The sequence below is a fragment of the Streptomyces saintjeani genome, assembly GCF_055409605.1.
This window is the reverse complement of the sequence record NZ_CP189624.1, coordinates 6,514,318-6,538,093: the sequence shown is the minus strand read 5'-3', so window position 1 is coordinate 6,538,093 and position 23,776 is coordinate 6,514,318. Positions and strand designations below refer to the sequence as shown.

Here is a 23,776-nt window from a genome sequence, read left to right as displayed (position 1 = left end):
CCTCGACTCCCCAGGAGGCCCCGCCCGTGACGTCCGGTGCGCCGAACCCGAAGAAGAAGGCGGCTGCCGCCGCGAAGAAGGCGGTTGCGAAAAAGCCGGCGCCGAAGAAGACGGCGTCCGGCCGTCCGGCACGCGGGAGCGCGGAGACTCCCCCGCAGCCGACCCCCGTACCCGCCCCCCTCTTCGATCCCGCCGTCCCCCGCCCCGACCAGGACCGTCTCCTCACCGGCACCCACCACGACCCCCACTCGGTCCTGGGCCCGCACCCCACCCCCACCGGCGAGACGGCCCTGCGCGCCTTCCGCCCGTACGCCCGCGCGGTCACCGCCGTGACGGCGGACGGCCTGCGCCACCCCCTGGAGGACGACGGCAGCGGCTTCTTCTCGGTGCTGCTGCCGAGCCCCGCGACCACCGCGTACCGCCTGCTGGTCGAGTACGACGGCACCACGCACGACACCCACGACGCGTACCGCTTCCTGCCCACCCTCGGCGACCTCGACCTGCACCTGATCGGCGAGGGCCGCCACGAGCAGCTCTGGACGGCGCTCGGCGCGCACCCCACGACGCACGACGGCGTGCTCGGCACCCGGTTCGCGGTGTGGGCCCCGAACGCGCGCGGCGTCCGCATCGCCGGAACCTTCAACTTCTGGGACGGCACCGGCTTCCCGATGCGCTCGCTGGGCTCCACCGGCGTCTGGGAGCTCTTCGTCCCCGGCATCGGCGAGGGCGAGCTGTACAAGTTCGAGGTCACCCGCCCCGACGGCTCGAAGACCCTGCGCGCCGACCCGATGGCCCGCCGTACGCAGACCCCGCCGGAGACGGCGTCGGTCGTCACGGCCTCGCACTACGCGTGGGGCGACACGGAGTGGATGGCCCAACGCGCCGAAACCCCGGTCCACGAGGCCCCGTTCTCGGTGTACGAGGTCCACCTCCCGTCCTGGCGGCCGGGCCTGACGTACCGTCAACTCGCTGACCAACTCCCCTCTTACATCAACGACTTGGGCTTCACCCATGTGGAGTTCCTGCCCGTCGCCGAGCACCCCTTCGGCGGCTCCTGGGGCTACCAGGTCACCGGCTTCTACGCCCCCACCGCCCGGCTGGGCACCCCGGACGACTTCCGGCACCTCGTGGACGCCCTGCACCGCGCCGGGATCGGCGTCCTGATGGACTGGGTCCCCGCCCATTTCCCGCGCGACGACTGGGCGTTGGCCGAGTTCGACGGACGCACCCTGTACGAGCACGAGGACCCGCAGCGCGCCGCGCATCCCGACTGGGGGACGCTGGAGTTCGACTACGGGCGCCGCGAGGTGCGCAACTTCCTGGTGGCGAACGCCGTCTACTGGTGCGAGGAGTTCCACATCGACGGGCTGCGCGTGGACGCGGTCGCCTCGATGCTGTACCTGGACTATTCGCGCGAGCCGGGCCAGTGGTCGCCGAACGCGTACGGCGGCCGGGAGAACCTGGACGCGGTGGCCTTCCTCCAGGAGATGAACGCGACGGTGTACCGGCGCTGTCCGGGTGTCGTGACGGTCGCCGAGGAGTCCACGGCCTGGGACGGCGTGACCCGGGCGACGGACTCCGGGGGCCTCGGCTTCGGCCTGAAGTGGAACATGGGCTGGATGCACGACTCGCTGGGCTACATGGCGCACGACCCGGTCCACCGCGCCTACCACCACGGCGAGATGACGTTCTCGATGGTCTACGCGTACAGCGAGAACTACGTGCTGCCGATCTCCCACGACGAAGTCGTGCACGGCAAGGGCTCGTTGGTGTCGAAGATGCCGGGCGACTGGTGGCAGCAGCGGGCGAACCTCCGTGCCTACCTCGCCTTCATGTGGTCCCACCCCGGCAAGCAACTCCTTTTCATGGGCCAGGAGTTCGCGCAGGGCGCGGAGTGGTCGGAGGCGCACGGCCCGGACTGGTGGCTGCTGGACCCCGCGTACGGCGCGGAGGCCGACCACCGGGGCGTCCGGGACCTGGTCCGCGACCTCAACTCGGCGTACCGTACCCACCCTTCGCTCTGGCAGCGCGACACGACGCCGGACGGCTTCGAGTGGCTGGCCGGCGACGCGGCGGACGACAACGTGTTCGCGTTCCTGCGCAGGTCGGCCGACGGCACCCCGCTGCTCGCGATCACCCACCTCTCCCCCACGGTCCGCCACGACTACCGCGTGGGCGTCCCCGGCGAGATCCCGGCCTGGCACGAACTCCTCAACACGGACGCGGTGTTGTACGGCGGCAGCGGGATCACGCATCCGGATGCCCTGAAGCCGGAGTCGACACCGTGGCACGGCCGCGAGGCGTCTCTCACGCTGACCCTGCCCCCGCTGGCGACGATCTGGCTGCGCCCGGCATAAAGGGCCGGTGCTGAAGGGCCGGTTCTGAAGGGCCGGCGCCCCCAACTCCCCTCCCCCTACCCCTACCCCTCCTTCTTCGCCCCGGACATCATCCGCCGCAACGCCCCCAGCAGCCCCTTCCCCTCGCCCCCGGCCTCCCGTACCGGCTCCACCCGCCGAGGCAGCGTCCCCGGCGCCAACTCGTACCGCACCGGCAGCACCCGCAGCCCCCGCACGACCGCGCCCGAGCGCCAGGGCAACTGGTCGTGCGGGAGGGCGAGTTCGACCGTGGCGAAGTGGTCGAAGAGCTTGCCGACGGCCGTGGTGACGATCAGCATCCCCAACTCCCGCGCGGCGGTGGGGCATTGGTGGGACCCGGCCCCCCACCCGAGGTGCGCCCGGGTGGAGACGGTCGACCCCACCATGTGCGAGGCCCCGATCTCCAGCAGATCCTGGTGCGCGGCGGCGGCCGAGGGACACACCACGTCCCCGGCCCTGATCAGGTAGCTCCCGAGTCCCATGTCCCGCGCCGCGAACCGGAAGCACATGTTGGCGACCGGCGGATTGGCGAGGGCCGCCCGGTTCACGGTCTCCCCCAACTGCCCGGCGGACAGGCTCCGTCGGACGGTCGCGTTGCCGCGCAGCACCTCAAGGAGCGTGTTGAGGACCATGTTCCCGGTGATGTCGTTCAGGTACACCGCGTGCATGAACAGCTCCCGCCCGAGCTGCTCGTCGCTCAACTCCGGGTCGGCGAGCAGGAGATAGGAGGTCAGATCGTCCCCCGGCCGGGCCCTGCGGTGCGCGGCGAGCCGGGTGAACGCGCCGAGTGCCCGCGCGGTGGCGACCCCGGCGTCGGGTCCGCCGTCGAGCATCCGCCAGAGGTCCATGACGAGTTCGTCGCCGAGGTCGACGGGGCAGCCGAACAGCTTGGTGGTGACCATGAGGAGCAGCGGCCGGGTGTACTGCGCCCCGAGGTCGACGTGCCCGGCGGGGCCGGACTCGGCGGCGAGGGTCGCGACGAGTTCGTCGGCGTACTTGGCGACCGCCGAGCGCAGTTCCCAGCCCTCGGGGCTGCGCGCGTTGTGGAAGGGGCCGAGGGCGGTGTGCAGGACACGGCGGGCCGTCTGATGCTCCTCGTCGTCCACGAACATGGTCTGCCGCACCTCGTACCCGGCCAACAGGGGCCAGTCCGGCGGGAGTTCACCGTGCGCGCGGGCGCGCCAGTAGCGGACGTCGCGCCGCCACTGGTTCTCGTTGCGCAGCACCTCCAGGACGTCCCGGTAGTCCAGGACGAGCCACACCGGCACCCCCATCAGTCCGACGGGCGCGACGGAGCCGTACGTGCCGCGCAGCCGGGTGTAGACGGCGCCGGGGTCGGCGTCGAACTCGGCGGTGAGCAGCGGCTCGACGGGCAGGGAGTCGAGGGTGGGGCGGTCGGCCGGTGGGGTGGGGTGCGCAGGGGTGTTCATAGTGCACACGCTTACCGCACCGGCCATGCACGCGCAGTGACGCTCGCAGGAACTGTTACGCCGGCGTGATCCTTCGCGGCGCGAGCGTCTGCGCGAGCGCCCCCGACAGCTCTTCGGTATGGACCACGCCGAGCCGTTGGGTGGCCCGGGTGAGGGCCACGTACAGGTCGCTCGTGCCGTACGCGCCGGGTTCGACGACGAGGACGGAGTCGAATTCGAGGCCCTTGGACTGCCGGGGGTCGAGCAGGACGACGGTCCGGGTGAGGCCGGGCTCCTCTCCGGCGCTCACCCCGTCGAGCCGTGCGGCGATCGCCGGGTGCAGGGCGCGCGGCGCGATCACCGCCAGCCTGCCTTCTTCCGGGGTGAGTTCGGCAACGGCCTTGTCCACCACCGCCGGCAGGTCGTCCGCGCGCCACGACCAGGGCCGAACTCCCGTCGCCCGTACGGACTTCGGCGGTTCGAAGCCGGGGCGTTCGGCGCGCACGACGGCTGCGGCGACGTCCATGATCTCGGCGGGCGTACGGTAGTTGACGCCGAGCCGGGCGTGTTCCCAGCGGTCCTCGACGTACGGTCCGAGGATGCCCTGCCAGGAGCCGACGCCGGCCGCCTCGGCGGTCTGCGCGGGGTCGCCGACCAGGGTCATCGACCGGGTCGGGCTGCGCCGCATGAGCAACCGCCAGGCCATCGGGGAGAGTTCCTGCGCCTCGTCGACGATGATGTGCCCGAACGCCCAGGTCCGGTCGGCCGCCGCGCGCTCGGCGGCGCTGCGGAAGTCCTCCTCCTCCTGCCGCTCGGCGAACCGCTCGGCGTCGATGATGTCGTGCGCCGACAGCACCTCGGAGTCCTCCTCGTCCTTGTCCTCGAACTCGTAGGTCCGGGACGCGTACGAGACGTCCAGCACGCCTTGTGCGTACGTGACTTGCTCCGCCCGCTCCTTCTCGGCCAGCTGCCGCGCCCGGCGTTCGTCCACGCCGAGGAGCTCGGCGAGTTCGTCGAGCAGGGGGACGTCCGCGACCGACCACGCCCGGGTGACGGGGCGGCGTACGGCGTCGGCCTCCTCGTCGGTGACGTACGCGTCGGGTTCGGCGAGGAAGTCGGCCAGGACCCGGCGCGGGGTGAGCAGGGGCCACAACCGCTCGATGGCGGACCAGACTTCGGGGTTCTCGGCGAGTTCGTCGCGGATCTGCGTGACGTCGCTGGCGTCGAGGAGGCTGCTCCCGTCGTACGGGTCGGTGCCGACGCGTTCGGCGTACATCTCGGTCAGCGTGTTGAGGATGTGGCCCTCGAAGTGCTCGCGGGCCATGTTGTGCGGCAGCCGTGCGGCGCGGGTGCGTTCGCGGGCGACCTTCACCAACCCGTCGTCCAGCATGAGGACTTCGCGGTCGTGGACGACGGCGATCACCGGGTCGGGGAGCGCCTGCCGGTCGCGGACGACGGCGGCGAGGACGTCGGCCATGGCCGCACTCCCCTTCACCGCAGCCGCTTCGGGGGTGTCCGTGGCCGTCGCCCTCACGCCGGGGTACAGCTCGCCGACCGTCGCGAGGAGTACGCCGGTCTCGCCGAGGGCGGGCAGGACCTCGCCGATGTAGCCGAGGAAGGCGGGGTTGGGGCCGACGATGAGGACGGCCCGCTTGGCGAGCAACTCCCGGTGCTCGTACAGGAGATAGGCCGCGCGGTGCAGGGCGACGGCGGTCTTGCCGGTGCCGGGGCCGCCCTCGACGACCAGGACGCCCTTGTGCGGGGCGCGGATGATCTCGTCCTGTTCGGCCTGGATGGTCTGCACGATGTCGTTCATGCGGCCGGTGCGGGCCGCGCCGAGCGCCGCGAGGAGGACGGCGTCGCCGGTCGGGTCCTCGTGGCCGGTGCGCTCGTGGTCGCCGAGGTCGAGGATCTCGTCGTGCAGCGCGGTCACCGTACGGCCGTCGGTGGTGATGTGCCGCCGTCGGCGCAGGCCCATCGGGGTGTGGCCGGTGGCGAGGTAGAAGGGGCGGGCGACGTCGGCGCGCCAGTCGACGAGGACGGGGGTGCGTTCGGCGTCGTCCAGGCGCAGCCCGATCCGGCCGATGTGGTGGACGTCGCCCCGGGAGAGGTCGATCCGGCCGAAGCACAGCGAGCCGTCGACCGCGTTCAGCGCGGCGAGCAGGCCCGAGCGCTCGGCGACCAGGATGTCCCGCTCCAGCCTCGCCTGCATCGGGGTGTTGCCCTGGGCGAGGGCCGCCGTGACGGAGGTCTCGGTGTCGCCGCGCAGGGCGTCGACCCGTACGTACATCTCGTCGATGAATTCCTGTTCCGCACGCATTTCACCGTCTTGAAAGTCGGTGTTTGACAATTCCACTCCCGGCCGGATATACTGTGCTCATCGAGCTTCTTCTGTGATTTCCGTGAAGGAAGTCACGAATCATTGAATATACGCAGCGGAAACCCCCGAGCGCAATCGCTCGGGGGTTTCCGCGTTCGGTCTTTATGCGTTCCTGAGCGGAAGGACCTCCGCCAGCTCCGCGAGCAGCTTCCTCTTGGCCCGTGCCCCGACCATCGCCTTCACCGGTTCACCGTCCCGGAAGACGATGAATGTGGGCATGGAGAGGACTCGGTACGCCTGCGTCGTCAGCGGGTTGGAATCCACGTCGAGCTGTACGACCTTGAGGCGCTCGCCCTCCTCCTCCGCCAGCGCCTTCAGTACCGGTTTCATCTGGTGGCACGGCGGACACCAGCCGGCCGTGAACTCCACCAGCACCGGCAGCTCGGACCGGATCACCTCGTCCTCGAAATTCCCGTCCGTCACGTCGGTCACCATGGTGTGCCTCCCAGTTCGCATTCTGGATCCCTTTCTCCGGCGGCCAGCGCGTTCTTCGCCTCCTCGGCGCGCGCGAGCTGTCCGGCGACCTTCTTCCGGACCGCCGTCAACTCCTCGATGAGCCCGTCGAGTTCGTCCAGCTTCCGCCGGTAGACGGCCAGCGACGCCGGACACGCGTCCCCCTCCGGGTGTCCCGCCCGCAGGCACTCGACGAACGGCCGCGTCTCCTCCAGCCCGAACCCGAAGTCCCGCAGCGTGCGGATCTGTTCGAGCAGGCGTACGTCGTTCTCGTCGTAGGCGCGGTGGCCGTGGGGGTCGCGGCGCGCAAAGAGCAGCCCGCGTGCCTCGTAGTAGCGGAGTGTCCGTGTCGTGGTGCCCGTGCGGGCGGCCAGCTCGCCGATGCGCATGTCCACGAACGTAGAGGTTGACGTGGGCGTCAAGGCAAGGGGGTTGAGGGGCGGGGGGCGAAGCGCTGGGAGAAGGGCGTTGAAGAGGGCCCGCCTAGGATCGTCCGTATGGCTCTGCGACCCGTTCACGTGACCGTCAAGGCCCTCGACGCCCCGGCGGTCGGGCGGTTCTGGGCGGAGGCGCTGGGGTGGAGTGCGTACAGCCCCGGTGTGACCACGTACGCCGGGCCCTCCGGCGGACTCCGGTGGCCGGACCCGGTCCTCGTCGGTATCGACGTCGTCCCCGTGCCGGACGCCAGGACGCCGGTGAAGAACCGGCTTCACCTCGACCTCGCCACCGACTCCCCCGGCCACCAGGCGGAGTCGGTGTCCCACCTCAAGCAACTCGGCGCGAAGCCCGTCGGCATCGACCAGGGCGACGACGTCCCGTGGGTCGTGCTGACCGACCCGGACGGCCACGAGTTCTGCGTCCTCGCCCCGCACGACTCCTGACAGCCGGGCCGCCTCACATCCGGGATCTCAGCACGTCGACCTCGCAGCCCGGCGCGAACGGGTCGAAGCCGTGCCCGGCCAGCCAGCGGACCACCAGCAGGCTCCGCAGCGACCACCACGCGCGGATCACGTCGAGGTCGACGTCGGCGCCGTAACCGGCGAGGACGTCGCCGAGGCGCTCCTCGTGCCCGAGGGTGAAGGTAGCGAGGTCGTACAGGGCATCGCCCCGGCCCGCCTCGGACCAGTCGATGATGCCCGTGACCTCGTCGCCGTCGAGGAAGACGTGCGCGATCTGGAGGTCGCCGTGCGTGAACGCCTCGGTCCACGGCCTCAGCGCGGCCTCGGCGACCTGGCGGTTGCGGGCGACCAGGTCCGCGGGCAGGACGCCGTCCGCCACGAGCCGCTCGCACTCGCCGTCGAGTTCCGCCGTCAGCGCGGGGATGCTCCGGCCGGCCTGGCCCGTCCGGGGCGGCAGCGGCGCGTCGTGCAGCTTGCGGATGGCTGCGCCCGCCGCGGCCCACGCCGCCGGCGAGCCGGTCGACGGCCCGCCGAGGCGCCCGAGCGTCGCCCCCGGAAGCGCCGCGAGCGCGAGCACGGACGGCTTGCGCCACAGGACCTCCGGGGTCGGGACCGGCGCCCGGGCCATCGCCTCGGCCTCGGCGTCGATGCGCGCCGGATCGGCGTCCACCTTCAGGAACACGTCGCCGACGCGCAGCGTCACGCGCTCGGAATGGGCGACGACGACTTCGACCTCATCCATCCTTTGATCTTCGCAGGGAATCCCGGCGTTTACGCCGGGAGGGAATGCGATCCCTGGCCCGGAGGCGCGGAGCGCCGGAGTTCTCTGCGTTTCTGTGGTGACGGTCAGTTGGGTCGCTTCTGGTTCTCGATGTAGTCCTTGACGATCTGGATCGGCGCGCCGCCGCAGGAACCGGCGAAGTACGAGGGGGCCCACAGGTGGCCGTGAGTGATCGCCTGGTTCATCGTGTCCGTGTACTCCTGCCGCAGGTAGCGGGAGCTGACGCCCTTCAAGCTGTTGACCAGCTTGGACAGGGCGACCTTCGGCGGGTAGTGCACCAGCAGGTGTACGTGGTCGGCCTCGCCGTTGAACTCCCGAAGCTCTGCCTCGAAGCCCGCGCATACGTCGCGCATGACCTCTTCGCAGCGGGTCAGCATGTCGTCGGTGAAGACACCGCGCCGGTATTTGGTGACGAAGACCAGATGCGCGTGGAGATGGTAGATGACGTGACGGCCCCGGCGGATATCGGGGTCTGATTCCCAGCGTGGTGACATAGACCAAGCGTAGTATGATCAAGCGAACTCGACCGGAAGGGGGTGGGCCGGATGATCCGTGCGTACAAGTTCCTCATGCGGCCCACAGTGGGCCAGGCCGCCGCGCTGACCGCGATGCTGGCCGATCACTGCTCGCTCTACAACGGGGCGTTACAGGAACGCCGCGACGCCTACCGGCACAGCTCGAAGACGAGCATCAAGTACGGGATGCAGTCCGCACAGCTCAAGGAGATCCGGGCGTTCGACCCGGAGCGTCAGGGCCGCTGGTCGTTCTCCTCCCAGCAGGCCACCTTGCGGCGTCTCGACAAGGCGTTCGCCGCGTTCTTCCGCCGGATCAAGGCCGGCGAGACGCCCGGCTATCCGCGCTTTCGCGGGGGGAGCTGGTTCGACACGGTGGAGTTCCCCAAGGACGGGGACGGCTGCCGGTGGGACTCCACCCCGCACGACCCCGTGACCCGCGTTCGTTTCCAGGGCGTTGGCCACGTGAAGGTCAACCAGCACCGCGCCATGGCCGGCAAAGTCAAGACCGTCAGCGTCAAACGTGAGGGACGTAAGTGGTTCGTCGTGCTGACCGCCGAGCGGGAACAGCCCGAGCCTCTGCCCACGACCGGCAGTGTGATTGGCATCGACATGGGCCTGGCGAACTTCCTCGCCGACTCGAACGGCGCCTTCGTGCCCAACCCGCGCCACGGGCGTAGAGCCGCCGCGAAACTCGAAGCAGCGCAGCAGGCACTGTCCCGGTTTCCCCGCCGCAAGCCGAAGGACCGCACTGCCAACCATCAGCGCGCCGTGGAGAAGGTCGCCCAGCTACACGGCAAAGTCCGCCGCCAGCGGCTCGACCACGCGCACAAGACCGCGCTCGGCCTGGTCCGCGCACACGACTTCATCGCGCACGAAGACCTCAAGATCCGCAACATGAGCCGGGCCCCCGCGCCGAAACCCGACCCCGACAAGCCGGGAAGCTTCCTGCCCAACGGGGCCGCCGCAAAAGCCGGGCTCAACAAGTCGATCAACGATGCCGGATGGGGGGTGTTCCTGACGATCCTGCACGCCAAGGCTGAAAGCGCCGGACGGGAAGTGATCGCCGTGGACCCCCGCAACACCTCACGGCAGTGCCCCGAATGCGGGCACACCGCCAAGGAGAACCGGCCCACACAGGAGAAGTTCCACTGCCAGGCGTGCGGCCACACCGCGCACGCGGACACAGTGGGCGCCCTGAACGTTCTACGGGCCGGGCTGGTCCGTCGCAACGCCCAACCGGCATAGCGAGAAGCCACCCCGTTCACGGGGCGGAGGAGTCACGGGCGACCAGTATTCCGGGGATGATCGCCCGCGTCGCCGGGTTTGTCGCGCACGATCACACGACCCACGGCGCCGTACGCGGTCCCCTCCTACGCCACCACCCCCGCCGACTCCTCCACCTCCAGCAGCGACGCGCTCTGCCGCTCCTCCTCGAACGCCTTGCGCCCGCCGCGCAGCCCGAACAGCCTCTTCGCGACGGCGATGTACAGCACCGCCAGCAGGTTCAGCACCAGCGTCGCGATCTTCAACCCACTGACGCGCTCGGTGAGTTCATAGATCTCCAGCGGCAGGAACGCGGCCGTCGCCACCACCGTCAGGTACTCCGCCCACCGCTTCGCGTACCAGAGCCCGACCGCCTCGACGAGTTCGATCAGCGCGTAGACGAGCAGAAGAACGGCGACGAGGACGAGGGTGCCGTGCTTGTACCCGAACACCTTCTGGACGGAGCCGACGACCGGGGAGTGGTCGAGGTCGTAGTGGAAGTGCCGGAAGACGGGCCGGAAGACGTCGAGATACTCGTCGAACAGCCGCCGCACGGAGTCCTGGCTGTTGCTGAACTTCCACACGGCGACGGCGACCAGCACGATGAACACCCCCCGCACGGCCCGCTCCACGGCGAGAAACCGCAGAATGAACAGATCCCGCAGCACCTTCCCCCGCGCCACGAGCGGCGCCTCCACCGCCGGCCCCCGCCCCTGCGGCTCCCCCAACGCGAAGTCCCCGCACCGCAGACACCGCCACGCGTCCCCGAGCGCGGTCACCGCATGCAACCGCTCCGCGAACAGCCCCTCGCTAGGCGCATACGTCACATGCCCCTTCCGCGCACACGTCCGCCTGTCCCAGTCGACCTTCATCCCCCGTGCCTCCATACGCTCCGATTGATTACGGAGCGGCACGGTAGCGGTACGAGGTGAGAACTTGACGTGAGAACGAACGCGACGCGCGGGCGGCGGCCTGCGTGACCTCGCCCGCGTCGAGGTGCCCGTCGCTCTACGTCTTCCACTCGGGTGAACCCGGCAGAAGGCCGCACAGGCGCAGTAACGGGACAGCAACCGCATACAGAAACCCCGGACCTGAGTGGTCCGGGGTTTCTGTGTTCCAGCTACCGGGTGTCCGGCCCCGGTTCAGGCGGGGCCGGACACCCGGAGTTCTCGGAGGCGGGGTTCATGCCCCTGCCTCAGGAGCGGGCGTTCACGCCTTGGCGAGTTCCTTCTCGCCGGACGCCGGCTGCTCGTCCGTCTCGTCGTCGTCCGGGACGACCGAGGCGTGCTCGTCGAGGAGCGTCTTCTCGTCGAAGGGAAGCTCGCCCGCGAGGACCTGCTGGACGCGCTCCTTGTCGATCTCCTTGGTCCAGGTGCCGATCAGGACCGTGGCGACGGCGTTGCCCGCGAAGTTCGTGAGGGCGCGGGCCTCGCTCATGAAGCGGTCGATGCCGACGATCAGGCCCATGCCGTCGACCAGCGCCGGCTTGTGGGACTGGAGACCGCCCGCGAGGGTCGCGAGACCGGCGCCGGTGACACCCGCCGCGCCCTTGGAGGCGACGAACAGGAAGAGCAGCAGCGGGATCTGCTCGCTGACGGCCATCGGCGTACCCATGGCGTCGGCGATGAACAGGGACGCCATGGTCATGTAGATCATGGTGCCGTCGAGGTTGAAGGAGTAACCGGTCGGAACGGTGATGCCGACGACCGGCTTGCTGACACCCAGGTGCTCCATCTTCGCGATGAGCCGCGGCAGCGCCGACTCGGAGGAGGAGGTGGACAGGATCAGCAGGAACTCGCGGCCCAGGTACTTGAACAGGGTGAAGATGTTCAGGCCGGTGACGATCTTCAGGATCGTACCGAGGACCACGAAGACGAAGAGGAAGCAGGTGATGTAGAAGCCGACCATCAGGACGGCGAGGCTCTTCAGCGCGTCCACGCCGGCCGAACCGGTGACGGCGGCCATCGCGCCGAACGCGCCGACCGGGGCGGCCCACATGATCATCGCGAGGACGCGGAAGACGAGGCGCTGGATGTGCTCGACACCGCGCAGGACCGGCTGACCGGCCTTCCCCATCGCCTGGAGCGCGAAACCGCACAGAAGGGCGACGAACAGGGTCTGGAGGACCTCGCCCTCGGTGAACGCGGAGACGATCGTCTTGGGGATGATCCCGAGGAGGAACTCGGTGGTGTCCTTGGACTCCGCGGCCACCTGCGACTGACCGGACTCCCGGACCGCCTCGGTGATGTGCAGACCGCTGCCGGGCTCCAGGATGTTCCCGACGACCAGGCCGATGGCCAGCGCGGCGAACGACATGACCACGAAGTAGCCGAGCGCGATCCCGCCGACCGCGCCGACCTTGGCGGCCTTGCGGACGGACCCGATGCCGAGCACGATCGTGCAGAAGATGATCGGCGAGATCATCATCTTGATCAGGTTGACGAATCCGGTCCCGATCGGCTTCAGCTCGACGGCGAAGTCGGGGGCGATCAGACCGACGGCGATACCGAGGGCCACCGCCGCGATCACGGCGATGTAGAGATAGTGGGTGCGGTCCCGCTTCACAGCGGGAGCGGCAGGTGCCGTATCGGGGGTGCTGGCGGCCACGGCTGCCCTCCTTGACGTCTTCGTCGGCATCACACCGGCGTGCGGCTCACGGCCCGGGGAGATAAGGGAATGCGGTGACTATCTCCCGCCCTGTGAGGGCGGTCACCCTTCCGTTCATTTAGTTCACGCCACGGACGGAAGGCAGACTGGCCACATGCACCTCCGCGTCCCCCGCCCCCGCAGCCTCGCAGGCCAGCTCTTCGGTATGCAGGCGGTGCTGATAGCGGTGGTCGTGGCCGGGTACGCGCTGTTCAGCTACATCAGCGACGAGCGGCAGGCGGAGGACGCGGCGCGCCGGCAGGCGATGGCCGTCGCGCGGTCGGTGGCCGATTCACCGTCGGTGCGGGAGGCGATCACGGCGGGGGATCCCTCGGCCCGGCTCCAGCCGTACGCGCTCAAGGTCATGAAGGACACCGAGGTCGACTTCGTCACGATCATGAACCCGCGGGGGATCCGGTGGACGCACCCGGACCGGACGCAGATCGGGCAGAAGTTCCTGGGGCACATCGAGCGGGCGCTGAAGGGGCAGTCGTTCACGGAGAAGTACACGGGGACGCTGGGGGAGTCGGTCCGGGCGGTGACGCCGATCTGGGCCAGCGACTCCGCCGAGAGCTCGCGGTCCGACGATCAGATCATCGGCCTGGTGAGCGCCGGCATCAAGATCGAGGTCATCAGCAAGCGCGTACAGGAACAGGTCACCGCCCTCCTCGGCGTGGCCGGCGGCGCCCTCGCACTGGGCGGCATCGGTACGTACGTCATCAACGCGCGCCTGCGCCGCCACACCCACGGCATGAACGCCGGCGAGCTGAGCGCCATGCACGACTATCACCAGGCCGCCCTGCACGCCGTCCGCGAAGGGCTGCTCATGCTCGACGGCCAGTACCGCGTCGCCCTCATGAACGACGGCGCACGCGAACTGCTCGGCGTCGGCCCCACCGGCGTCGTGGGCGACTCCGTCGCCGAACTCGGCCTGCCCGCACCGCTGACCGGCGCCCTCCTCGCCTCCGAGCCGCGCGTCGACGAGGTCCACCTCACGGCCGAGCGGGTCCTCGTCGTCAACACGTCCCCGGTCTCCGGCGGCGAGCGGCGCGGTACGGTCGTGACGCTGCGCGACGTCACCGAACTCCAGTCCCTCATGGGCGAGTTGAACTCCGAGCGCGGCTTCACGCAGGCGCTGCGCTCACAGGCGCACGAGGCGGCGAACCGGCTCCATACGGTGGTGTCGCTGATCGAACTCGGCAGGGCCGACGAGGCCGTCGAATTCGCCACCGCCGAACTGGAGTTGGCGCAGGCGCTGACGGACCAGGTCGTCGCCGCCGTGAGCGAACCCGTCCTCGCCGCACTGCTGTTGGGCAAGACCGCCCAGGCCAACGAGCGGGGCGTCGAGTTGGAGGTCTCGCAGTCCAGCCGCCTCGACGACGGGGTCCTGCCCGCCTCCCTGTCCGCGCGCGACCTCGTCACGATCCTCGGCAACCTCATCGACAACGCGGTGGACGCGGCTCAGGGGAGTGTCGGTGCGCGCGTTTCCGTAACCGCTTACACAACGGACGCGGAACTGGTCCTGTCGGTCTCCGACACCGGCACCGGCGTCTCCCCCGGCGACACGGAGAAGGTCTTCGAACGCGGCTTCACCACGAAACCCTCCGGTCCCGGGGGGCGCGGACTCGGCCTCGCTCTGGTACGACAGGCCGTACACCGCCATGACGGGACGCTGACGGTGTCCGCCGCCGAGGGGGGTGGCGCGGAGTTCGTGGCGCGCCTGCCCTTGCGCGTGCCGGTTTCTGGAGGCGGAGCATGAGTACGGGAGCGGAGCCGATCCGTGTCCTCGTCGTCGAGGACGACCCTGTGGCGGCGGACGCGCATGTGCTGTACGTGGGGCGGGTGCCGGGGTTCGTCGCGGTGGGGAAGGCGCACACGGGGGCGGAGGCGCGGAGGCAGCTCGACCGTACGCCGGTGGATCTGCTGCTGCTGGACCTCCACCTGCCGGACGGCCACGGTTTGCAGCTCGCTCGGTCGTTGCGCGCGGCCGGGTACCACGCGGACGTGATCGCGGTGACGTCGGCCCGGGATCTGACGGTCGTGCGGGAGGGGGTGTCGCTGGGGGTCGTGCAATACGTACTGAAACCGTTTACCTTCGCGACGCTACGGGACCGTCTGGTGCGGTACGCGGAGTTCCGTGGCGCCGCCGGTGAGGCCAGCGGCCAGGACGAGGTGGACCGGGCGCTGGCCGCGCTGCGGGCGCCGAGTCCTGCGGCGTTGCCCAAGGGGTTGAGCGGGCCGACGCTGGAGCGGGTCACGGGGGCGGTGCGGGAGGCCGGGGAGGGGCTGACCGCGGCGGGGGTGGCCGAGGCGGTGGGGATCTCGCGGATCACCGCTCGGCGGTATCTGGAGCATCTGGTGGAGGCGGGGAGGGCGGAGCGGCAGCCGCTGTACGGGCAGGTGGGGCGGCCGGAGCTGGTCTACCGGTGGGTTCGGGGGGACCGGCGGTGAGGCCCCCTCGTCACCGCGCGTACGCCACGACCTGAGCCCCCAGCCCCAGCACGGTCAACGCCTCCACCCCCGACAGCACCACCAGCATCGGCTGCCCACCGGCCCCCACCCAGAACACCACCAGCGCGGCGAGCGGCACGACGCAGAACGCCAGCAGATCCACGGCCAGTTGGACCCGCTTACGGGACTTCCGCCGCGTGTCCCCCCGGTGCGCGACCTCCCACCCGAACGCGGTGAACCCCCCACCGGGCACCGCGAGTTCGGAGAGCCGGGGCGCCAACTCCTCCCGCACATACCGCCCGATCGCCGAGATCTTCTCGTCGTTGACGAGGTACGTCCACCCCAGCACCACGCACACCGGCGGCAGCGCGAGCAGCATCTCCCCCCGCTTGGCCTGAGCGGCGGCGGCGATGACCGCCGCGACGACGGTCAGGGTCACGTACAGCAGATTGTCCCGGAACCCGATCCGGGCCTTCTGCTCGTCCTTGATGTTCTCGTACTCCGCGAGCAGCAACTGCCCCGCGCTGACGTCTTGTTCCGGCATGTCCGTCCTGCCTCTTCCCCCGGCGACTTGGCAGTACCTTAAAGGTGTGCCGCACACAGCCGTGATCCTCACCGCCCTGCCCGCCGAGTACGACGCCGTGCACCCGTACCTCGGGGAGCCGACGGAAATCACGTTGCCCGATGGAACTCGCCTGGAACAAGGCCGACTTGAGGGCACCGACTGGACCCTCGCCGTCGCGGAACTCGGCGAGGGCGCCCTCACGACGGCGATCCTCGCGAAGCAGATCATCAACGAACTCCACCCCGAGGCGCTCCTGTTCGTGGGCGTGGCGGGCGGCCTGAAGGACGACCTGGAACTCGGCGACGTGGTCGTGGGGACGAAGGTGTACGCCGTCCAGGGCGGCAAACTCACCCCCGAGGGCCACCTGGAACGCCCGGAGAGCTGGCACGGCTCCCACGCCCTGATCCAGGCGGCCCGCTCGGCGCTGCGGGACCTGCGCCCGGACGTACGGGGCCACCGCAAGCCGATAGCCTGCGGCGACGTGGTCCTCGCGGACCAGCGCTCCGACTTCGCGGCCCGCATCCGCCGCTCCTACAGCGACGCCTACGCCATCGAGATGGAGGGCTCCGGCGCCTCCCACGCGGCCCACCTGAGCGGCCAGTTGGACGCCCTGGTGATCCGCGGCATCAGCGACTTCGCGAACCCGGACAAGCACGCGGCGGACGCCTCGGGCTCCCAGGAACGCGCGGCGGAACAGGCGGCGAAGGTGGCGATCGCGGTCCTGCGCAAACACCAGCCGCGTACGACCCAGGAGGGCCCCGAAAACACCGCCTACTCCGGCGACCACATCGACTTCAGCAACGGCACCTTCTACGGCCCGGTCACCGGAAAACAGACCGGCACCCCGTAGACACGGGCCCCACCCCGTACGGACCTCGACGAGGAGCCCGTACAGCCGCTCCCACGTCGCCTGCCTCCAAGCGCACGCCTACCCACCCGCCCCCACCCGACCCTCCGCCTCCTCCGCCCGCTCCTCATACCCCCGAGCCTCCTCCACCCATCCCAACTCCCCGCACCCTTCCGCCAGATACCGCAACGACCTCCCCAGGCAGAACCAGTCTCCCAACTCCTCATAGATCCCCACCGCCTGCCGGTGCCCTTCCACCGCTTCCCCCACACGCCCCGCATCCCGCAATGCCAGCCCGAGGTTGTCCCGGGACCGCGCCTCCCGGTGCCGGTCACCAAGTTCGACGAACACTTCAAGTGCCCCCAGATGCGCGGCAATGGCCTCCTCCAGCCGCCCGACTTCACGCAGGGCACGCCCAAGGCAGTCCCCGGCGTGCGCCGCCTGATGCGAGTCGCCGACCGCGCCGAACATGTCCCGCGCGACGGTGTGCGCCTCGACCGCCTCCTCCGCTCTCCCGGACTCCCGCAGGGCGAGTCCGAGCCAGTCCCACTCGTACGCCTCGCCAACCCGGTCACCGAGCAGAGAGCACAGCCCCCGCGCCTCGACATGCGCCGCGATCGCCTCGTCCATCCGGCCGAACTGTCGCAGCGCACCGCCGAGATGACTCCAGGCCAACGCCTCGCGCCTGCGGTCCCCCAGCCGCCGGACCGCCGCCAACTCGGCGCGTCCCACGGCGATCCCGTCCTCGAAACAACGACGCCAGGACAGATAGCCGGGGAGAGCGGCGGCAAGCCGAGCGACCGCGTCCTCATGGCGGACCCACGCCGTGGCGGCGACGAGCCCCTCCCGCTCGGCATCCAGCCAGGCCAACGCCTCGGCCTGACTCCCGAAGCCTCCAGGCTCAGGCCTCCCGGGCAGCCACCGCAACCACTCATCGGCCGCCTCGGCTCGCTCCCCGTAATACCCCAACATCCTTACCCGGGCGGCCTCTTCGCTCTCCCCCGCCATCCCCGCCCCGTACGCCCGCACGAGATCGTGCAACCGCCACCGCCCCCGCACCCTCGCCACAAGGTGCGCCCGAGCCAGCATCCCCAGATCCCGGACCGGCGGTTCCGTGGCCCCCGCCAGAACCGCGACCACCTCATCCCCGACCTCGGCCCCCGGAGCCACCGCGAGCAACCTCAGCAACTGCGCCTGCTCCGAGGACAGTTGACGGTACGACAGATCGAACGCGGCCCGAACGCTCCGTTCCCCGTCGTCGAACCGTTCGAGCCGGTCCCGAACCCCGCCGAACTCGACGACAAACTCCCCCACCGACAGCCCCCGTTCAACCGCCAGCAAGGCCGCCGCGATCTGCAGAGCCAACGGCAGGCGCCCGCACAACTCCGCGAGAATCGCGGCCTGTCGGGGTTCAGCCTCGACCCGCTCGTCCCCAGGGTCGGCGACCCGCAGCACCCGGTCCAGCAGCACGCGCGACTCCTCGGCACTCAGCTCCCCCAACACCACGAGCCGGGCACCGAGTTGAGGAATCACGGTGCGGGACGTGACGAGCAGCCGATGCCGGGCGTCCCCCGGCAGCAAGGGCCGTACCTGGTCCGGCGAGGAGGCATTGTCGGCCAGCACCAGCACGGCACCCCGTTCCCTGCCGCGCCTGACGAGCAACGAGCGGTAGAGGGAGGCGCGTTCCTCGGCGCGCGCAGGGATGCCCTCAGGCCGGATTCCCATCGCCCGGAGCAACGCGCCGAGGGCGAGGGCACCGGAGACGGATTCGTCGTCGTACCCGTGCAGGTCCAGGAACAGCGCTCCGCCAGGGAACCACCCCCGCGCGCAGGCCTCGTGGGCCGCCTCGACGGCGAGCGCCGTCTTCCCGGCTCCGCCGAGTCCCGACACGGCGGCGGCCGGAATCCGGGAGGACGGCTCCAACACGGCGAGGAGCGCGGCGAGTTCGGTTTCCCGTCCGGTGAATCCGGGTGTCCGCGCAGGGAGTGCGTCGAGAGCCTCGGGGAGTACGGCGTGCTGGTGGACCTCGCCCTTGGCGACGACGATCCCGTGGAACTCGGCGCCGCCGAAGTCGAGATGGTCCCCGCCGACGGTCACAGCACCCCCACCGAAAACGGCTCCACCCCCACCACATGCCGCACCCGCACCGGCTCGATCACCAGCACCACCCGCCGCTCCCCCTCCATCAGCCACGGATACCGCTCCACCCCCAGATACTTCTGAGTGAGCCGGTCCATCCCCCGCTCCGCCTCCTCCCCCTCCACGAACCGCACCACCCGCCCCCGGATCTCGACCCGGTCGTACGGATTCCGCGGATCGTGGTGGGACAGCGAAACCCACGGATTGCGGCGGAGGTTGCGCTCCTTCACCCGTCCGATGGACGTGTTGACGACCACATGGTCGTCCACCAAGTCCGCCCACATGGGCGAGACTTGGGGCGCGCCATCGGGTCCGACCGTGGCGAGATGCCAGAAGTTGGGGGCCAGAAGGCGCGCGCGGGCGTGTTCGTCGAGGGTGCCGCCGGCTTCGTACAGAGCGTCCATGACGGAAGCCTGCCCGAAAGCGGCGCCTAGAAGACCGACTCGGCCTCGTCCATCCGGTCGACGGGGACGCGCTTCAGCTCGGTGACGGCCTCGGCGAGCGGGACCATGACGACGTCGGTGCCGCGCAGAGCGGTCATGTGGCCGAACTCCCCCCGGTGGGCGGCCTCGACGGCGTGCCAGCCGAAGCGGGTGGCGAGGACGCGGTCGTACGCGGTGGGGGTGCCCCCGCGCTGGACGTGGCCGAGGATCACCGGCCGCGCCTCCTTGCCGAGCCGCCGCTCCAGCTCGCGCGCGAGCGCCGTACCGATGCCCTGGAAGCGCTCGTGGCCGAACTGGTCGATCGCGCCCTTGCCGTAGTCCATGGAGCCCTCGGCGGGGTGCGCGCCCTCGGCGACGCAGATGACGGCGAACTTCTTGCCGCGCGCGAAGCGTTCCTCGACCAGCTTGACGAGGTCGGCGGGGTCGAAGGGGCGCTCGGGCAGGCAGATGCCGTGCGCGCCGGCGGCCATGCCGGATTCGAGGGCGATCCACCCGGCGTGCCGGCCCATGACCTCGACGACCATGACGCGCTGGTGGGACTCGGCGGTGGTCTTGAGCCGGTCCATCGCCTCGGTGGCGACGCCGACGGCCGTGTCGAAGCCGAAGGTGCGGTCGGTGGCGGAGATGTCGTTGTCGATGGTTTTGGGTACGCCGACGACGGGCAGGCCGGCGTCGGAGAGCATGCGCGCGGCCGTGAGGGTGCCTTCGCCGCCGATCGGGATGAGCGCGTCGATGCCGAACTCGTGGATCATGTCGGAGGCGTTCTCGCACGCCTCGCGCAGGCGGTCGCGCTCCAGGCGGGACGAGCCGAGGATGGTGCCGCCGAGCGCGAGGATGCCGCTGACGGACTCCAGGTCGAGGGCGCGGTAGCGGCCGTCGAGGAGGCCCGAGTAGCCGTCCTCGAAACCGATGACCTCGTCGCCGTAGTTGTCGATCGCCCGGTGCACGACCGACCGGATCACTGCGTTCAGGCCGGGGCAGTCGCCGCCCGCTGTGAGAACTCCGATGCGCATCGTGCTGTGTCTCCTGCTCGCTGTCGGGGTGTGTGAGCCTTCTTCGATTCTTTCATGCCGCTGTGTCCCTCCTGGGACTGGCGGGCGCCTTATCCAGGCCCGAGGGTATTGTCAAGAGGGTTCTGCTCACCTGTGTGGGTGACTCTTCGTGAACCGATCGGGCCGCTCGGAACGATCCCCTCACAACAGCACGAATCAACAACACGAGATCGACAGGAAACGGAGACGACGGGTGACGCGCAGCGTGTACGTGACCGGGATCGACCGCGGCGACGGCCGCCAGGTCGTCGAGTTGGGGGTCATGGAGCTGCTGACCCGCCAGGTCGACCGCGTGGGCGTCTTCCGCCCGCTGGTCCACGACGGCCCGGACCGCCTCTTCGAGCTCCTGCGCGCCCGCTACCGCCTGGCGCAGGACGCGTCGTCGGTGTACGGCATGGACTACCACGAGGCGTCGACGCTCCAGGCCGAGCGGGGCGCGGACGAGCTGGTGTCGACGCTGGTCGACCGCTTCCACAAGGTCGCGCGGGAGTACGACGTCGTCCTGGTCCTCGGCACGGACTACGCGGACACCCAGTTCCCGGACGAGCTGTCGCTGAACGCCCGCCTGGCGAACGAGTTCGGGGCGTCGGTGATCCCGGTGGTCGGCGGCCGGCGGCAGACCGCGGAGTCGGTGCGCGCGGAGACCCACAACGCGTTCCGCGCGTACGACGGCCTGGGCTGCGACGTGCTGGCGATGGTCGTCAACCGGGTGGCCCGCGAGGACCGGGACGAGATAGCGGACCGCCTCGCGAACAGGCTCCCGGTGCCGTGTCACGTCCTGCCGGACGAGCCGGCCCTCTCTGCGCCGACGGTCTCCCAGGTGCAGCACGCGCTGGGCGCGCGGGTCCTCCTCGGCGACGACTCGGGGCTCGCGCGGGACGCGCTCGGTTTCGTCTTCGGCGGCGCGATGCTCCCGAACTTCCTGGCCGCCCTGACCCCGGGGTGCCTGGTGGTGACGCCGGGGGACCGCGCGGACCTGGTCGTCGGCGCGCTGGCCGCGCACAGCGCCGGGACCCCGCCGATCGCGGGGGTGGTGCTGACGCTGGACGAGGTGCCGGACGAGCACATCCTCACGCTGGCCGCGCGCCTCGCGCCGGGTACGCCGGTCCTGTCGGTGCGGGGCACCAGCTTCCCGACCGCCGAGCAGCTCTTCTCCCTGGAGGGCAAGCTGGGCGCGGCGACCCCGCGCAAGGCGGAGACGGCGCTGGGCCTGTTCGAGCGGTACGTCGACACCGCCGACCTGCTCAGCCGCGTATCGGCTCCGAGCAGCGACCGCGTCACGCCGATGATGTTCGAGCACAAGCTCCTGGAGCAGGCCCGCTCGGACCGCCGCCGTGTCGTCCTCCCGGAGGGCACGGAGGCGCGTGTCCTGCACGCGGCGGAGGTCCTGCTGCGCCGCTCGGTGTGCGACCTGACGCTCCTCGGCCCGGTCGACCAGATCCGCAAGAAGGCCGCCGACCTGGGCATCGACCTCGGCGACGCCCAGCTGATCGACCCGGCGTCGAGCGAGCTGCGCGACGCCTTCGCCGAGACGTACGCGTCCCTGCGCGCACACAAGGGCGTCACGGTCGAGCTGGCGTACGACGTCGTCTCGGACGTCAACTACTTCGGCACCCTGATGGTGAAGGAGGGCCTGGCCGACGGCATGGTCTCCGGCTCGGTCCACTCCACGGCGGCGACGATCCGCCCGTCCTTCGAGATCATCAAGACCAAGCCCGACGCGTCGATCGTGTCGTCGGTGTTCTTCATGTGCCTCGCCGACAAGGTCCTGGTGTACGGCGACTGCGCGGTCAACCCCGACCCGGACGCGGAGCAGCTCGCGGACATCGCGATCCAGGCGGCGGCGACGGCGGGCCAGTTCGGGGTGGAGCCGCGGATCGCGATGCTGTCGTACTCGACGGGTACGTCGGGTTCGGGCGCGGACGTCGACAAGGTCCGCGCGGCGACCGAGCTGGTGCGCTCGCGCCGGCCGGACCTGAAGATCGAGGGACCGATCCAGTACGACGCGGCGGTGGAGCCGTCGGTCGCGGCGACCAAGCTGCCCGGCTCGGAGGTGGCGGGGCAGGCGACGGTGCTGATCTTCCCGGACCTCAACACCGGGAACAACACGTACAAGGCGGTGCAGCGGTCGGCCGGCGCGATCGCGGTCGGGCCGGTCCTCCAGGGGCTGCGCAAGCCGGTCAACGACCTGTCCCGGGGCGCGCTGGTCCAGGACATCGTCAACACCGTCGCCATCACGGCCATCCAGGCCCAGACCCCGCTCGCAGAGAAGGCAGCCCAGTGACCGCGACCCGCGTCCTCGTCCTCAACTCCGGCTCCTCGTCGGTCAAGTACCAGCTCCTCGACATGGCCGACGGCAGCCGTCTCGCGACGGGCCTGGTCGAGCGGATCGGCGAGGAGACGTCCCGCCTGAAGCACACGGACCTGACGAGCGACGTCACGCGTGAGCGCACGGGCCCGATCCCCGACCACGGGGCGGCGCTGAAGTCCGTCGCCGAGGAGCTGGCGGCGGACGGTCTGGGCCTCGACTCCCCCGAGCTGGCGGCGATCGGCCACCGGGTGGTGCACGGCGGCCAGACGTTCACGGAGCCGACCGTCATCGACGACGCCGTCCTCGCGGAGATCGAGCGCCTCGTCCCGGTCGCCCCGCTGCACAACCCGGCGAACCTGACGGGCATCCGCACGGCCCAGGCGCTGCGCCCCGACCTCCCGCAGGTCGCCGTGTTCGACACGGCGTTCCACACGACGATGCCGGAGTCGGCGGCCCGGTACGCGATCGACGTGGCGACGGCGGACGAGTACCGCATCCGCCGGTACGGCTTCCACGGCACGTCGCACGCGTACGTGTCCCGGGCGACGGCGGAGCTGCTGGGGAAGGCGCCCGAGGAGGTGAACGTCATCGTGCTGCACCTGGGCAACGGGGCGTCGGCGTCCGCCGTGCGCGGCGGCCGGTGCGTGGACACCTCGATGGGGCTGACGCCTTTGGAGGGGCTCGTGATGGGTACGCGTTCCGGTGACCTGGACCCCGCCGTCATCTTCCATTTGGCGCGGGTTGGCGGAATGTCCACGGACGACATCGACACTCTCCTCAACAAGAGGAGCGGGCTCGTCGGGCTCTGCGGCGACAACGACATGCGGGAGATCCGGCGGCGGGTCGACGAGGGCGACAAGGCGGCGGAACTCGCCTTCGAGATCTACGTCCACCGGCTGAGGAAATACATCGGGGCGTATTACGCGGTGCTCGGAAAGGTCGACGCGGTCGCGTTCACGGCCGGGGTCGGAGAGAACGCGGCGGAGGTGCGGTCCGCCGCGCTGGCGGGCCTGGAGGGGCTCGGCCTCGCGGTGGACCCGGCGCGCAACGCCGTACGGAGCGGTGCGGCGCGGCTGATCTCGCCGGAGGGCGCGCGGGTGGCGGTGGCCGTCGTGCCGACGGACGAGGAACTGGAGATAGCGAGCCAGACGTACGCACTGGTCGGGGCCGGTTCGAGAAATCCGGCGTCTGACAACTGAGCGCGAACCCGCCCATTTGTACATTCCGCCAGACGGAATATTCCGTAG

Annotated in this window: 19 protein-coding genes and 1 pseudogene; 8 read left to right on the top strand and 12 right to left on the bottom strand. The window is 70.4% G+C overall.

Annotated features, from left to right (window positions below; all coding sequences use genetic code 11):
- Window positions 1–26 precede the first annotated feature (26 nt).
- Entirely contained in the window at window positions 27–2,357 is a 2,331-nt protein-coding gene (gene glgB, locus ACQCO7_RS29970) for a 1,4-alpha-glucan branching enzyme (protein ID WP_464074734.1), read from the top strand.
- A gap of 62 nt (window positions 2,358–2,419) precedes the next feature.
- On the opposite strand, the gene ACQCO7_RS29965 is transcribed toward glgB, so the two are convergent.
- The 4 genes from ACQCO7_RS29965 to ACQCO7_RS29950 form a co-directional block, all read right to left on the bottom strand.
- The gene (locus ACQCO7_RS29965; protein ID WP_464074733.1) at window positions 2,420–3,805 is read right to left on the bottom strand and encodes a cytochrome P450 family protein; all 1,386 of its coding nucleotides are present in this window, start codon (window positions 3,803–3,805) and stop codon (window positions 2,420–2,422) included.
- Window positions 3,806–3,860: 55 nt separating this feature from the next.
- Window positions 3,861–6,104 carry a HelD family protein gene (locus ACQCO7_RS29960; RefSeq protein WP_464074732.1) on the bottom strand — a complete coding sequence of 748 codons (2,244 nt, stop codon included), beginning with the start codon at window positions 6,102–6,104 and terminating at the stop codon, window positions 3,861–3,863.
- Between the two features lie 162 nt (window positions 6,105–6,266).
- Entirely contained in the window at window positions 6,267–6,599 is a 333-nt protein-coding gene (locus ACQCO7_RS29955; RefSeq protein ID WP_464074731.1) for a thioredoxin family protein, read from the bottom strand.
- Window positions 6,593–7,006 (bottom strand): MerR family transcriptional regulator, encoded by a 414-nt coding sequence (locus tag ACQCO7_RS29950; protein WP_464074730.1) that lies wholly within the window; start codon window positions 7,004–7,006, stop codon window positions 6,593–6,595. Before ACQCO7_RS29950 ends, ACQCO7_RS29955 begins: the two co-directional genes overlap by 7 nt.
- Before the next feature lie 108 nt (window positions 7,007–7,114).
- Here ACQCO7_RS29950 and ACQCO7_RS29945 point away from each other — a divergent pair.
- A pseudogene (locus ACQCO7_RS29945) lies at window positions 7,115–7,492 on the top strand (VOC family protein); the annotation flags it as partial.
- Between the two features lie 19 nt (window positions 7,493–7,511).
- On the opposite strand, the gene ACQCO7_RS29940 reads toward ACQCO7_RS29945, so the two are convergent.
- Window positions 7,512–8,258, bottom strand: a complete 747-nt coding sequence (locus ACQCO7_RS29940; RefSeq protein ID WP_464074729.1) for a phosphotransferase family protein — start codon at window positions 8,256–8,258, stop codon at window positions 7,512–7,514.
- Window positions 8,259–8,362: 104 nt separating this feature from the next.
- Window positions 8,363–8,791 carry an IS200/IS605 family transposase gene (gene tnpA / locus ACQCO7_RS29935; protein ID WP_464074728.1) on the bottom strand — a complete coding sequence of 143 codons (429 nt, stop codon included), beginning with the start codon at window positions 8,789–8,791 and terminating at the stop codon, window positions 8,363–8,365.
- A gap of 51 nt (window positions 8,792–8,842) precedes the next feature.
- Here tnpA and ACQCO7_RS29930 point away from each other — a divergent pair, with 51 nt between their 5' ends.
- A complete protein-coding gene (locus tag ACQCO7_RS29930) occupies window positions 8,843–10,057 on the top strand; it encodes an RNA-guided endonuclease InsQ/TnpB family protein (protein ID WP_464074727.1) in 1,215 nt (404 codons plus the stop codon).
- A 125-nt stretch (window positions 10,058–10,182) separates the two neighbouring features.
- On the opposite strand, the gene ACQCO7_RS29925 is transcribed toward ACQCO7_RS29930, so the two are convergent.
- Together ACQCO7_RS29925 and ACQCO7_RS29920 are read right to left on the bottom strand one after the other, a co-directional pair.
- The gene (locus ACQCO7_RS29925; RefSeq protein ID WP_464074726.1) at window positions 10,183–10,947 is read right to left on the bottom strand and encodes a DUF2127 domain-containing protein; all 765 of its coding nucleotides are present in this window, start codon (window positions 10,945–10,947) and stop codon (window positions 10,183–10,185) included.
- 337 nt (window positions 10,948–11,284) lie between these two features.
- Window positions 11,285–12,712, bottom strand: coding sequence for a cation:dicarboxylate symporter family transporter (locus tag ACQCO7_RS29920; RefSeq protein WP_464074725.1), 1,428 nt, complete (start codon window positions 12,710–12,712; stop codon window positions 11,285–11,287).
- Between the two features lie 124 nt (window positions 12,713–12,836).
- On the opposite strand from ACQCO7_RS29920, the gene ACQCO7_RS29915 reads away from it, so the two are divergent.
- Window positions 12,837–14,480, top strand: a complete 1,644-nt coding sequence (locus tag ACQCO7_RS29915; protein WP_464074724.1) for a sensor histidine kinase — start codon at window positions 12,837–12,839, stop codon at window positions 14,478–14,480.
- Window positions 14,477–15,172 (top strand): response regulator, encoded by a 696-nt coding sequence (locus ACQCO7_RS29910; protein WP_050369153.1) that lies wholly within the window; start codon window positions 14,477–14,479, stop codon window positions 15,170–15,172. The genes ACQCO7_RS29915 and ACQCO7_RS29910 overlap by 4 nt, the downstream gene beginning before the upstream one ends.
- A gap of 10 nt (window positions 15,173–15,182) precedes the next feature.
- On the opposite strand, the gene ACQCO7_RS29905 is transcribed toward ACQCO7_RS29910, so the two are convergent.
- Complete coding sequence (locus tag ACQCO7_RS29905; RefSeq protein WP_464074723.1) at window positions 15,183–15,716, bottom strand: hypothetical protein; 534 nt, start codon at window positions 15,714–15,716, stop codon at window positions 15,183–15,185.
- Between the two features lie 46 nt (window positions 15,717–15,762).
- Between ACQCO7_RS29905 and ACQCO7_RS29900 the strand changes: the two genes are divergently transcribed.
- On the top strand, window positions 15,763–16,587 hold the full coding sequence (locus tag ACQCO7_RS29900) for a 5'-methylthioadenosine/S-adenosylhomocysteine nucleosidase family protein (RefSeq protein ID WP_464074722.1): 825 nt from the start codon (window positions 15,763–15,765) through the stop codon (window positions 16,585–16,587).
- A gap of 78 nt (window positions 16,588–16,665) precedes the next feature.
- Here the strand turns inward: ACQCO7_RS29900 and ACQCO7_RS29895 are convergent, their stop codons facing one another.
- The 3 genes from ACQCO7_RS29895 to ACQCO7_RS29885 are packed head-to-tail and all read right to left on the bottom strand — an operon-like array spanning window position 16,666 to window position 20,179.
- On the bottom strand, window positions 16,666–18,681 hold the full coding sequence (locus ACQCO7_RS29895; RefSeq protein ID WP_464074721.1) for a tetratricopeptide repeat protein: 2,016 nt from the start codon (window positions 18,679–18,681) through the stop codon (window positions 16,666–16,668).
- Window positions 18,678–19,127 carry a PPOX class F420-dependent oxidoreductase gene (locus tag ACQCO7_RS29890; RefSeq protein WP_464074720.1) on the bottom strand — a complete coding sequence of 150 codons (450 nt, stop codon included), beginning with the start codon at window positions 19,125–19,127 and terminating at the stop codon, window positions 18,678–18,680. Before ACQCO7_RS29890 ends, ACQCO7_RS29895 begins: the two co-directional genes overlap by 4 nt.
- A gap of 26 nt (window positions 19,128–19,153) precedes the next feature.
- Window positions 19,154–20,179: an ATP-dependent 6-phosphofructokinase gene (locus tag ACQCO7_RS29885; RefSeq protein WP_464074719.1), complete on the bottom strand. Its 1,026-nt coding sequence runs from the start codon at window positions 20,177–20,179 to the stop codon at window positions 19,154–19,156.
- 232 nt (window positions 20,180–20,411) lie between these two features.
- Between ACQCO7_RS29885 and pta the strand changes: the two genes are divergently transcribed.
- Both pta and ACQCO7_RS29875 read left to right on the top strand, forming a co-directional pair.
- Window positions 20,412–22,502: a phosphate acetyltransferase gene (gene pta, locus ACQCO7_RS29880; protein ID WP_464074718.1), complete on the top strand. Its 2,091-nt coding sequence runs from the start codon at window positions 20,412–20,414 to the stop codon at window positions 22,500–22,502.
- On the top strand, window positions 22,499–23,728 hold the full coding sequence (locus ACQCO7_RS29875; protein ID WP_464074717.1) for an acetate kinase: 1,230 nt from the start codon (window positions 22,499–22,501) through the stop codon (window positions 23,726–23,728). The genes pta and ACQCO7_RS29875 overlap by 4 nt, the downstream gene beginning before the upstream one ends.
- Window positions 23,729–23,776 lie beyond the last annotated feature (48 nt).